The 12924-nt window shown below is 74.8% G+C and carries 4 protein-coding genes; all 4 read right to left on the bottom strand.

Annotated elements, in window-relative coordinates:
* Position 1 precedes the first annotated feature (1 nt).
* Positions 2–5464: an SDR family NAD(P)-dependent oxidoreductase gene (locus ABZS42_RS24640; protein WP_355149020.1), complete on the bottom strand. Its 5463-nt coding sequence runs from the start codon at positions 5462–5464 to the stop codon at positions 2–4.
* Positions 5465–5475: 11 nt separating this feature from the next.
* Complete coding sequence (locus ABZS42_RS24635; RefSeq protein WP_355149018.1) at positions 5476–8991, bottom strand: amino acid adenylation domain-containing protein; 3516 nt, start codon at positions 8989–8991, stop codon at positions 5476–5478.
* A complete protein-coding gene (locus ABZS42_RS24630) occupies positions 8988–12074 on the bottom strand; it encodes a thioesterase domain-containing protein (RefSeq protein WP_355149016.1) in 3087 nt (1028 codons plus the stop codon). The genes ABZS42_RS24635 and ABZS42_RS24630 overlap by 4 nt, the downstream gene beginning before the upstream one ends.
* Positions 12071–12924, bottom strand: an 854-nt coding sequence (locus ABZS42_RS24625) for a ketoacyl-synthetase C-terminal extension domain-containing protein (protein WP_355149014.1), incomplete at its 5' end; no start/stop codon positions are given. The genes ABZS42_RS24630 and ABZS42_RS24625, both read right to left, overlap by 4 nt.

The following is a 12924-nucleotide window of genomic DNA, read 5'->3' as shown; positions in this document are numbered from 1 at the left end:
CTCAGGCGCGCGGCAGTCGCGGGATGGCGGGGATGGCCGCCGGGGCCGGCGGGTCGTCGGTGGTGGGGGTGGCGGCGCGCAACTCCTCGATCCGGGCGGCGAGCCCGGCCACGGTGGGCGTCTCGAAGAGGCTGCGCATGGGCAGCCGGACACCGGTGGCCTTGCGCATCGCCGCGATCAGCTGCACCGCCACCAGCGAGTTGCCGCCGAGGTGGAAGAAGTCGTCGTCGACCCCCACCTCGGTCACGCCGAGGGCATCCCGCCACACCTGGGCGACGGCGACCTCCAGCTCGGTGCTGGGCGCGGCCGATCCCCCACCGGACGCCACCGGCGTGGCCGCGGTCTCCGGCTCGCCCTCGATGCTCTCCGTGGTGACCCGACCGGCGCGCTCGCGGATGGCTGCGACCGTCCGGGTGGCGATGACCACCTGCGCTCCGAGCCCGGCGGTGAGGCTCCGGCGGAATGCCTCCGCCCCGTCCACCGGCCGGATGTCCTCACTCGGCCCGGCCGGCGCCTCCTCGGCCGGGGCGGTCGCGGCCAGACCGCCGGTGACCGCAGCCTGGTCGACCCGACGCAACACGAAGTCGCTGATCGCGACCAGTTCCCGGCCCGCCTCGTCGCGCAGGCTCAGGTCGGCGGCGACCACCTCGTCGGTGCCGCCGGCCCGGTGCCGCAGGTGGCTAGTGAAGCGCACCGGCAGCGACCCGCGTACCACGATCCGCCCGTACGACATCGGCAGGTAGGTGCCGGAGCCCTGGCCCCGGCCGAACGCGGTGGCCACGTCGAGCAGGGCCGGGTGCAGGCCCCACGCGGCCGCCTCGCCGGCCGCCTCGGCGGGCGCCTCGACGCGTGCCAGTTCCTCGCCCTCGCCGAGGTGGTGCTCCCGCAGCGCCTTCCATCGTGGGCCGAAGGTCAGCATGCTGGTACGGCCGCGGCCGAACGAGGCGTCGTCGTCGACTCGGCGGCCCGGTACGGTCACCTGCCGGGCCGGCGGGGCCGGCTCGGTGGTCCAGCCGGCCGTACCGCGCACGTGCGTCCGCAGCCGCCCGCCGGCGAGGCTGCGCACCGTGAAGTCCACGCCCTCGTCGGCGGCGGTCAGCTCGACCCGGTACTGCGCGATCGTGCCGTCCGGCACGGCGAACGGTTCCAGGAAGACCACGTCGCGCAGCTCCAGCACCGCGTCGGCGGCGGTAGCGGGCACCGCCGCGGCCACCGCGGCGCGCACCGACTCCAGGTGCGCGGTGCCCGGCACCACCGGAACCCCGCCGATCCGGTGCTCGTCGAGCAGCCAGTGGGTGGTCGCCGAGACGAGCCCGTGCAGCACGGTCCCCTCCGGCCCGCTGACCCGGGTGGTGAGCACCGGATGGTCGACGGTGCTGGTCACCGTGTCCCGGCCGGCGGCGCGGAACCCGGTGGGCACTTCGGTCTCGACGGCCATGCCGACCTCGGCCCAGCCGCCCCAGTTCTGCGACAGCACCGGCGCCCGCCAGCCCTGCCCGGCACGGGCGTGCGCGTCGAGGAACGCGTTGGCGGCGCAGTAGTCGACCTGCCCGAACCCGCCGACCACCGCGGTGATCGACGAGCAGAGCGCCACGAAGTCCAGCAGCAGGTCACCGAAGACCTGCGCCAGCGCGAGGGTGCCGGCGAGCTTCGGCGCGAGCACCCGTTCCGCCTCGTCCCGCTCCTTGACCTCGGCCATGCCGCCGCCGGGCAGGCCGGCCGCGTGCACGATGCCGTCGATCCCGCCGTACGCCTCCTCGGCCGCGGCCCGCGCCCGGCGCAGGTCGTCGGGGTCGGTGACATCGGCGGCGAGCACCAGCACCTGGGCGCCGACGGCCTCCATCCGGCGGATCGCCGCGATCGCCCGGCCGGCCCGGTCGTCGCTGCCGTGCACGGCGAGGTGGTCGTCCCACTGCTCCCGCGGGGGCAGGCCGGAACGGGCCAGCAGCACCAGCCGGGCCCGCGCCCGCCGGGCGAAGTCCTCGGCGAGGGTGATGCCGATGCCACCGAGACCACCCGTGATCAGGTACCGGCCGCCGTCGCGCAGCGCGCCCGGCTCACCCTCCGCGTCGAGGGTGACCTGCTCGTAGTCGGCCACCCAGCGGCGCGTTCCCCGCAGCGCCAGCTCCGCCCGTGCCGGGTCGCGCGGGCGACGGAGCTCGGCCACGAGGGCACGCCCGCCGTCGTCGGTCGGGTCGGCGTCGATCAGCCGGACGGCGAGCCCGGGCAGCTCGGCCGGGAGCACCCGGGCCAGTCCGGCGAGGGTGGCGTGCTCCGGCCGGACCAGGTCGTCGCCGCGTACGTCGCCGACGCCGGCGGTGACCAGGTCCAGCGTGCGACTGTCCTCCTCGGTGGTCAGGCCCGCGCCGGCGAGCGCCTGCACCAGGTGCAGCGCGCTGAAGAAGCCGCGTTCCTGCGCGGCCCAGGTCGCCGTGATGTCGGTGCCGGTCGGCCCACCGTCCAGCGTGAACGCGTGCACGATCCGGGCCGGTACGCCGTCGGCGGTCAGCGCGGCGACCAGCGTGTCGTAGTCCTCCCGCGATCCGGGGCGCAGCCGGTAGCCGGTCGGTGTGGCGGCGAAGCCGTCGCCGGGGCGTACCTCGATCGGGTCGGCGCCCCCGGCCCGCAGCCCGGCGAGCAGCGCGTCGCCGCGCGGACCGTCGACAAGGACCAGGCAGCGACCCAGCGGCTCGGTGCGCGGCTCCGCGGCGGCCTGCCGCCAGACCGGCACGGCGAACCACTCCGGCAGCGGCCGCGGCCCGGTCTCCACCGTGGCCGCCACCTGCTGCTGCGGGTCGGGGTCGACCCAGTGGCGGCGCCGCTCGAACGGGTAGGTGGGCAGCGGCACCCGCCGCGCCTGCGGGTCGGCCCCGAGTCGTACCGGCGTGCCGGCGCACCAGAGCACGGCGGCGGCGCCGAGCAGGGTGGCCAGGTCGCCGGTGGAGTCGCCGGGCCCGGGGAGGCTGCCCAGCGGGGTGAGCTTGCGCTGTTCGGGGGAGGCCTTGGCGACCTGCATCCGGGCCAGGTTGGCCAGCTGCGTCCCGGGACCGCACTCGACGAGCTGCCAGGTGCCCTCGCCGAGCAGGGTGGCCACGCAGTCACCGAAGCGCACCGGCCGGCGCAGGTGCGACGCCCAGTACGCGGGGTCGGTGGCCTGCTCGTCGGTGATCCAGGTGCCGGTGACGTTGGACAGGAACGGAATCGTGGGCGGACGCAGGGTCACCGACGTCATCAGGGCGGTGAACCCGCCCAGGATCGGCTCCATCATCGGCGAGTGGAAGGCGTGCGAGGTGCGCAGCAGTTTGCTCTTGCCCCTGAGCGTCTCGGCGAACGCGGCGACCGCCTCGGTCTGGCCGGCCACCACGCAGGTGCCGGGGCCGTTGACCGTGGCGACGGCCAACCCGTCGGGCAGGCGCTCGGCGACCACCGACTCGTCCAGCGCGACGGCGAGCATCGAGCCGGCCGGCAGGGACTGCATCAGCCGACCGCGGGCGGCAACCACCCGCAGCGCGTCGGGGAGGCTGAGCACGCCGGCCACGGTCGCGGCCACGTACTCGCCGATCGAGTGCCCGATCATCGCGGCCGGTTTGACCCCGGCGTCCTGCCAGAGGCGCGCCAGGGCGTACTCGACCACGAAGAGGGCCGGTTGGGTGTAGCGGGTCTGCGTCAGCTTCTCGCCGGCCTCCGGCTCCCGGCCCAGGATCAGGTCCCGGATGTCCAGCCCCAGTTCGGGGTGGAGCAGTTCGGCGCACTCGTCGACGACCGCGGCGAACCCGGGCTCCTCGGCGTAGAGCTGCGCGCCCATGCCGGCGTACTGGGCGCCCTGGCCGGAGAAGAGGAAGCCGACCCGAGGGGGTGGACCGTCGGTCACCCCGCGCCGCAGGCGCTTCGGATCGCCGAGGGCGGCCACCGCGCCGGACAGGTCGACGGCCACCACCGCCGCCCGGTGCGGGTGCTCTCGCCGTCCCACCCGCAGCGTGTGCGCCACGTCGGCGAGGTACTCCGGAGCGGCGTCGGCCGCTTCGCCGAGGCGCGCCGCGAGCCGCCGCACCGCGCTCTCCAACGCGGTGGCGGTCTGCGCCGAGACGTGCAGCAACTGCGCCGCACGCACCCGCCGGTTGCTCCGGTACGCCGCGGGCGCCTGCTCCAGCACCACGTGGGCGTTCGTGCCGCCGATGCCGAACGAGCTGACGCCGGCCCGACGCGGACCACCGTCGGTGTCCCACTTGGTGAGCGTGTTCGCCACGTAGAAGGGCGTGTCGGCGAAGTCGATGGCCGGGTTCGGGGTCTCGTAGTTGATCGTCGGCGGGATCAGGCCGTGCTCCATCGCGAGCACCGTCTTGATGACGCTCACGATGCCGGAGGGCTGGCTGAGGTGGCCGATGTTGGACTTCACCGAGCCGATGCCGCACCAGCCCCGGTCGTCGGTCTCGCTGCCGTACACCGCGGAGAGCGCGGCCACCTCGATCGGGTCGCCCATGGCGGTGCCGGTGCCGTGCGCCTCGATGTAGCTGACGGTGCGCGGGTCGACGCGAGCCATGGCGACCGCCTGGGCGACCGCCTCCATCTGCCCGTCGACGCTCGGCGCGGTGAAGCCGACCTTGCCGGCGCCGTCGTTGTTGATCGCGTTGCCAAGCACGACCGCGCGGATCGGGTCGCCGTCGGCGATCGCGTCGGAGAGGCGCTTGAGCAGGGTGACGCCGACGCCGCTGCCCCACACGGTGCCGTTCGCGCCGGCCTCGAACGGCCGGCACCGCCCGTCGGGCGAGGTGAAACCCTCCATGCCGAGGTAGCCGACGTGTGGCAGCTCGACGTTCACCCCGCCCGCGAGCGCCATGTCGCACTCACCGTTGCGCAGGGCCTCGCAGGCCAGGTGGAACGCGACCAGCGACGTCGAGCAGGCGGTGTGGACGGTGAGGCTCGGGCCGCGCAGGTCCAGCCGGTACGACACGGTGGTCGCCACGTAGTTCGGCGAGTTGCCGGCGGCGATGGAGACCGCGCTGTGCGGGTTGCCTCCGACCCGCTTGTTGCGCAGCACGTAGCGGTGCAGGTACGTGTTGCCGCCGGTGCCCGCGTACACACCGACCGCGCCGTCGTAGCGGGACGGGTCGTAGCCGGCGTCCTCCAGCGCCGTGTGGCAGGACTCCAGGAAGAGCCGGTGCTGCGGGTCGGTCATCGCCGCTTCCCGATCGGTCATCCCGAACAGCGCGGCGTCGAACTCGTCGTACCCGTCGATCAGCGGGGCCCGGTTGACCCAGCCCGGATCGTCCACCTCCTCGACGGTGGCGCCCCGGGCCAGCTGCTCCTCGCGGCTGAGCTCGGTGACCGACTCCACCCCGTCGACCAGGTTGCGCCAGAACTCGTTCACGTCCGCCGCGCCGGGCAGGCGGGCGGCCATTCCGACGATCGCGATCGGCTCGATGCCGTCGCCGTCGGACAGGTCGATTGCGGTCGGGACGTCCATCACGGCTTCCTTCAGTGCGTGGTGCCGCCGGGGCGGCGGGGTGGGTTTCGACGGGTACGGCCGCGCCGGGCGGCGGCACGCAGGGCAGCGCGGGCCAGCTCGGGCCGGTCGGTGGCGCCGTCCAGGCTGGCGGCGAGCGCACGGATCGTGGGGTGGCGGAACAGGTCGAGCATCTTGATCGAGCGGCCGGTGGCGGCGGCCAGCCGGGCGTGCACCTCGGCGAGCGCGAGCGAGTGCCCGCCGATGTCGAAGAAGTTGTCGGTGACGGCGATCCGGTCGCGCTCCAGCACCTCCCGCCAGATGCCGGCGACCAGTTCCTCGGTTTCGGTGAGCCCGTCCGCTCCGGCGGGCAGGGCGGTGCGCGGCGGTTCGGTGGCGGCGACGGTCATGGCGCCGAGCTGGGCCACCCGGACGGCCGGGCGGGGCAGTTCGGCGGCGACCTCGCGGGCCGGCGCGTCGGGCTCGGCGGCGAGCGCGCCGACCAGGGCCACCAGGTCGGTCAGCAGCACGTCGATCCGCTCACCGTCGAAGAGGTCCGGGTTGTGGACCACCTCGACACCGATCCGGCCGGCGTCCTCGACCACGTACACGGTCACGTCGAACGGTGAGCCGGGTTTCGGCACCGGGACCGCCTCGCCGGCGAGGCCGGCCAGCGCCAGGCGGGGCGGCGCGAAGTTGAGCACGTTGAACAGCACCTGCACCAGTGGCGCGCGGGAGGTGTCCCGGCCGACGCCGAGCGCCTCGACGATCCGCTCCAGCGGCGCGGCCGGATGACTGGTCACCTCGTGCAGTTCGGTGGCGCACCGGTCGACCAGCTCGGCGAAGCTCGCCCCGCCGGTGCGTACCCGGACCGGCACGGTGTCGATGAAGAAGCCGACCACGTCGTCGAAGGCGGCCAGCCTCCGGTCGGCGACGACCGCGCCGAGCACATGGTCGTCACCGCCGGTGAGCCGGGCCAGCAGCTCACCGAAGCCGGCCAGCAGCACCGCGGCGACCGTGGTTCCCAGCCGTTCGGCCAGGGTGCGCACCGCCCGATCGGTCGCCTGAGGCAACCGGACGGCGGCCTCGGCTCCGGTGTAGGTCTGCACGGCCGGGCGAGGTCGGTCCCGCGGCAGGTCCAGCACGGTCGGCGCGCCCCGCAGATGCGCCGTCCACCAGGACAGGTCGGCCTCGCCCCGGCGCCGGTCCCGTTCCGCCCGCCACACCGCGTAGTCCGCGTAGCCGGCGGTCAGCGCGGGCAGCCGCGGCGTCCGCCCGGCCACCGCCTGCTCGTACGCGGCCCCGAGGTCGTCGTAGAGAACCGTCTCGGACCAGCCGTCGAAGACCGCATGGTGCAGGGTGATCGCCAACACGTGCTCGGCCGGGCCGAGCCGGTAGACGGTCACCTGCCACGGCGGCCCGGTGGCCAGGTCGAAGGTGTGCCCGGCGCCGGCGGCGAGCATCCCCGCGAGTTTCCGCTCGCGGTCGTCGTCGCCGGTCAGGTCGACCACCGGCACGGCCACGTCGGTCGGCTCCTCACGGACGGCGTACGGCACACCGCCGGTCTGCGGGATCCGCCAGCGCAGCACGTCGTGCCGCTCGACGACCGCCCGCAACGCCGCACCGAGCGCGGTGACGTCGAGCGGGCCGTGCAGCCGGTGGGCCAACGCGATGTTGTACGGCGCGCTGGACGGCGCGAGCTGGTCGAGGAACCACAGCCGCCGCTGCGGTGGGGACAGGGTCGGCGGGTTACCGGTGGTGAGCGCGTCGCCGTCGGCCGCCGGGGCGGTGGCGACCCGCTCGACCAGGCCGGTGAACGTCCGGTCGGTGAGGACGTCGCGAGTGTCGACGTGCCGGCCGAGTTCGGCACGGAGCGCGGCGACCAGCCGCATCGCCGCGATCGAGTTGCCGCCGGCGGCGAGGAAATCCGTCTCCGCGGTGGGGACGGTGCCGAGCAGGCGGGTCCAGATGCGACGTACCGCCGCGTCGAGCGGCTCGTCCGTGCCGGCCGGCGCCTGCTCCGGGCCGTCCGCACGGGCGGCGGTGGCCAGGGCGCGCAGTGCCGGCCGGTCCAGCTTGCCGGAGATCGGGCTGACCGGCAGGTCGTCGAGGCGCAGCACCCGCGCCGGCAGCATCGCGGCGGTCAACCGGGGTCCGGCGTAGTCGCGCAGCCGTTCGTCGTCGGGGGCGTCCATCGGGGTGACGAACGCGACCAGTTCCGTACCGGCCGGTCCGGGTATCGCCTCGACCACCACCCGGTCCACTCCGGGCAGTTCGGCCAGCACCGCCTCCACCTCGCCCAACTCGATCCGCTGGCCACGGACCTTGACCTGCCGGTCGGCCCGGCCGAGGTAGACGATCCGGCCGTCCGGCAGCTGCCGGACGAGGTCACCGGTGCGGTACGACCGCGCCCCCGGCACCTCGGAGAACGGGTCCGGGACGAACCGCTCGGCGGTCAGCCCCGGCCGGTTGAGATAGCCGTCGGCCAGACCGGGTCCGCCGATCAGCAGCTCGCCGGTCTCCCCGGGCGGCACCGGACGCAGACCGGCGTCGACCACGTACGCGCGGTGGTTGGGCAGCGGTCGGCCGATCGGCACCGGATCGGTCTCGTCGGCGGTCAACCGGCAGCTCAACGCCAGCACGGTGGTCTCGGTCGGCCCGTAGCCGTTGAGGAAGGTACGCCCCCGCGCCCACCGGGCGGCCAGCTCGGCCGGCACCGCCTCACCGCCGCAGAACACCACCCGCCAGTCGGGCAGTTCGGCCGGGTCCAGCATCGACAGCACGGTGGGTGTGATGAAGCCCCAGTTGACCTCGTGCGCGGCGATGAAGCGACCCAGCCGGACCGGGTCGGCGCGCTCCGCCGCGCCGATCAGCTGCACCGAGCCGCCGAGCAGCAGCGGAACGAACAGGTCCATCGTGACCGTGTCGAAGCCCAGCGAGGCGATGCCGAGGCTGCGCACCTCCGCGTCCGCGCCGCTGATCGCCACCACGCCGTGCAGGAACTCGACCAGGTTCCGGTGGGTGGTGAGCACCCCCTTCGGGCGGCCGGTCGAGCCGGAGGTGAACAGCACGTACGCGAGGTCCTCGGGCCGCGCTGGGCAGGGTGCGAGGGGCGCCGGACCGGGCAGCCCCAGCGCCTCGATACCCGCGGCGTCGGCGAACTCGGTCTCGGCCGCGTCCCCGATCACCACTGTCACGCCCGCGTCCGCGGCGATCTCCCGGAGCCGCCGGCGCGGGCCACCCGGCTCCAACGGCACGTAACACGCCCCGGCGAGCAGCACGCCGAGAACGGTCGCGACCAGCTCCGGCCGCCGCTGGCCGCAGACACCGACCCGGCTCTGCCGGCCGACGCCGCGTGCTCGCAGCACGGCGGCCACCCCGCCGGCCCGGTCCAGCAGCTCGCGGTAGCTGAGCCGGTCGTCCCACTGGCGCACCGCCACCGCGTCGGGGGTGCGGGCGGCCTGCGCGACGATCAACTCGGCCAGCGTCGCGTCCGGCCAGGGCAGCGACTCCCCCTGCGCCGCGCTGATGGTCAGGATGTCGGTCACCCGTTCTCTCCCCGGTAACTCATCGGATCGGTGATCTGCAGACGCAGCTCGCTGAGGTAGCGCCGTCCCTGGGCGTCGGGGACCCAGGCGTCGTCCGGGGTCGGCAGCATCTCGCTGACCGTCAGGGCCGCCTCGTCGCCCGCGGCCCGGGCCATGGCGCACAACATGGTGGCGAACGCCGGACTGCTCAGATCCACGAAGCAGGGTTTGGGTTCGGTCGCGAACTTCACGTACACCTGTTCGGGCAGGCCGAGCCGGCTACGCCAGGCACGGACGGCCAGGAAGGGTTCCCGCTCTCCGGTCACCGCGGCCAGCCCGCTCCGCCCCACCGTGGTCCGCCAGGTCTGCCGGGCCACCACCAACCTGTCCAGTGTGATCCGGGGTGTGTACGGCGCGGTGGCCACCAACTTGAACCCGTCGACGGCGTGCGCGGCGAGCACCCCGGCGAAGATCTCGATCAGCGGCCAGCGCTGCCCGTCCGGTGCCGTCGCTACGAGCTCTCCCGACACCTCGCCGACGGTCAGGGCCACCGTCGGCAGCACCCGCCCGGGATCGGCGCCGGGAGCGGGTACGAACGCCAGCTGCCGGTCGGTCGGGCCGGTCAGCGCCTCGGCGACCCGGCCGGTGTGGCGTGGCCAGTCGGCGGGGAGGAGCAACCGGATCCGCCGTTCGCCGAGGTCCTCGGCGAACGCCGAGCGCAGCCGCTCCCGGTCGGGATGGGACCGGGCCAGCGGCTCGGAGTCGAAGGACGGCCAGGCGGTGTGCATCTCACCGAGGACCACGGTGTACTCACCGCGCGCCAGTGACTCCGCGTCGGTCGCGCAGATCTGCAGATCCGGGCTGTGTACCCGGGCGCCGCTCCACCCCGGGCGGACGGCCGGAAACACCTCGGCGACCCGGTCGACGAGGTCGGCCACCCGTAGCCGAACATCTGTCGTCCCCGCCGGCAGGTCGGCGAGCCCGAACAGTCCCGCCCAGCGCGCGGCGAATTCGGCGGCCACCGTGTCCACCGGGCGCTCCGCGTCGCCCCAGAAGAGTCCCTGCATCAGGAACCACAGGTCGGACAGGGCCACCTGCCCGCCGTCGGCCTCGGCTCGCAGCTCCTCGTAGAGCCCGCGGCACGCCGCCACGTACGCCTGCTCCAGCGCGCCGGCCAGCCAGCGGGCGGCCCGCAGCAGCACGTCCAGCGGCGCCGCGATCCCGTCGAGGAACGGCGCGCCGAACACCACGTCGAGGTCGCGGCTGGTGTCCTCGTAGCAGAGTGTCCGCCCGGCGTACGTCTGACCGGCGCGCCGTCGGGGTGGCATACCGGTCAGCGCGTTGAACGTCGCGTCGAGCGCGTCCAGCGCGCCGCGCAGACGGTCCGGGTCGCCGGCCGCGACGGCCGCCTCGTCCCGGGCGGCGCACAGCTCGTCGAAGCCGGCCCGGGCCGTCTCCCGCGCCGGGCCGTCGCCGATCGACTCGATCCGTCTCCGCAACATGTCCTCGGCGGCGGGGCTCACCGGCAGTGCCGCGTCCCACGTGATCAGTTCCCGCTCGACGAGCCGGTCGAGCAGCGTGTACCCGTCCTCGGGGCGGCGCAGCCCGATCGCCGGGTCGGCGACCAGCTCCCGAGCACTGCGGCGGCCGTCGGCGGCGGCGAGCAGCGCCGCCTCGACCGGGGTGAGCGGCACGGGTGGTCGGCCGGGACGATGTACCGCACGGTCGACCAGGCGCAGGTGCGCAGCGAGGCACGGCGGCCACCAGGCGCGCACGGCGAGGTCCCGCCCGATCGCGTCGGCGTACGCGGCCAGCGCCCACGACTCCAACCACACCCGACGACTACGGGCGAGGGCTGGTCCGGGGCGCACCGCGACGGTCGCCGGCCGGGTCGGGTCGAGCGTCACCCAGCAGCTCGGCCCGAAGAAGCCGATCGTCTCGTTCTTGCCGCAGTAACGCTGCCAGTACCTGAGCAGTACCCGTTCCCGCTCCCGTCGGCGTGCGTTGCGGGGTGCGTCCGCACCGTCTCGCCGCAACGCGTCGGCGGCCGTCAGCATGTTGCGGTTCTGCCAGGTGATCGCCTCCCGAAGCAGCCGGTCGTCGGCCAGCTCGCTCAGCCGCTCGGCGCCGACCGCCACCGCCTCGGCGAACTCCTTGTCGAAGTGCTCGACTCCCGAACCGGTCGCCAGCAGTTCGTCGGCAGCGGCCGCGGCCTGCGGTGCGGAGAAGACGGTGAGCCCGTCGGCCGGGAAGCCGGTGGTACGCAGGACGGCGTCCCGCCAGACCGACCAGCCGGCCTCGCCGAGCGGCACCCGGTGTGCGCCGAGCGGCGTGGTGGCCCGGACCACCGGACCGCGCCCGGTGGCGCTCTGCGCGACGGCGGCGTCGAGGTCGGCGCGGATCGCGGCGAGCAGCTCGTCCAACGCGTCGTGCAGGAAGAAGTGCCCGCCGGCGATCTCGTGCAGGGTGAAGCCGACCGCGCTGTGCCGGCTCCAGGCTTCGCTGTGCTCGCGTGTCACCGCCCGGTCGTGCCGGCCGTTGTACGCGACGATCGGCACCGGCAGCGGATCACCGGGCTGGTAGCGGTAGCTGTCCACCCGGCCGAAGTCGGCGCGCAGCAGCGGCAGCAGCAATTCCACCAGCTCGGGGTGCTCGAGGACCTCGGCGGGCAGGCCACCTCCCTGACCGAGGCGGCGCAGCAACTCGTCGTCGTCCACCGTGGAGAGACCGTCGAAGAGGCTGGGTGCGGTGACGTGCGGGGCGCGCGCCCCACCGACGTAGAGCCGGATCGGCAGCGGTCGCCCCTCGCGGCTCAACTCGCGGACCACCTCGAAGCCGAGCCGGCCGCCCATCGAGTGGCCGTACACGGCGTACGGGCCGGTGACCCGCTCGGCGATGGCCCGGGCGACGTCCACCACCTGGAATCGGGGGTCCTCGGTGATCCGGTTCTCCCGGCCCGGCAGTTGCACCGGCAGCACCTCGACACCGGCGCCGAGGCCGGCCTGCCAGCGCCGGAAGGCGCTGGCCCCGGCACCGGCATAGGGCAGGCAGAAGAGCTGCACCGGGGCCACGCCACGGCCGCCGGCGGAGACGAACCAGTTCACCGGTTGCCCTTCCGAGGGGGATCGATCCAGTACCGCTGCCGCTGGAAGGCGTAGGTGGGCAGGCCGGTGCGCCGGACGCGGCCCTCGGGATGCAGCGCCGCCCAGTCGACGTCCTGCCCCGCCACCCAGGCGCCCGCCAGCTCACGCAGTGCTCCGGGCTCGCCCACGACCCGAGCGCCGGTCTCCAGCAGCTCGTCCAGGGCGGCGACCGCTCCCGCCAGGTCGGTGACCACCATCGCGGCCCGATACCCGAACGCCCGCCGGCCGAGCGCGAGCGTGGCGGCGACCTCGGCCAGGGGCGGGGCGGCGCCGGTGAGGTGCCGCCGCAGCCGGGTCAGCGCGTCCCGCAGCGCGGCCGGCGTACGCGCGGAGACCGGCAGCAGGTGCGCCGTCGGGGACGGCTGCCCACCGACCGGTACGACCGGCGGCGGCTGCTCGACCACGACGTGGGCGTTGGTGCCGCCCAGCCCGAACGAGCTGACCCCGGCGACCCGGCGCGCCGCCTGCGGCCAGTCCCGCACCTTGCTGGGCACGTAGAAGGGACCGTCGGCCAGGTCGATCTCCGGGTGCGGGCGCGTGTAGTGCAGGTTCGGCGGGATGGTGCCGTGCTGGACGGCGAGCACCGCCTTGATCAGGCCGGCTATCCCGGCGGCGGCGTCCAGGTGCCCGATGTTCGTCTTCACCGAACCGAGCGCGCAGCTGTCGGCCGGCCCACCCGCGTACACCTCGTGCAGCGCGGCCACCTCGATGGCGTCGCCGAGCGGGGTGCCGCTGCCGTGCGTCTCGATGAGGCGGACCTCGCCGGGTGCCACCTCGGCGGTGGCGAGCGCGCTCGCCCAGGCGGCGACCA

The organism is Micromonospora sp. NPDC005367 (genome assembly GCF_040606825.1).
Taxonomy (GTDB): Bacteria; Actinomycetota; Actinomycetes; order Mycobacteriales; family Micromonosporaceae; genus Micromonospora.
The sequence above is the reverse complement of the archived record's forward strand: the minus strand, read 5'-3'. Positions and strand labels throughout refer to the sequence as shown.

Excerpts from the sequence above, each read along its gene's own strand:
- ABZS42_RS24640 (WP_355149020.1), bottom strand. The coding sequence starts at position 5,464 with ATGGACGTCCCGACCGCAATCGACCTGTCCGACGGCGACGGCATCGAG.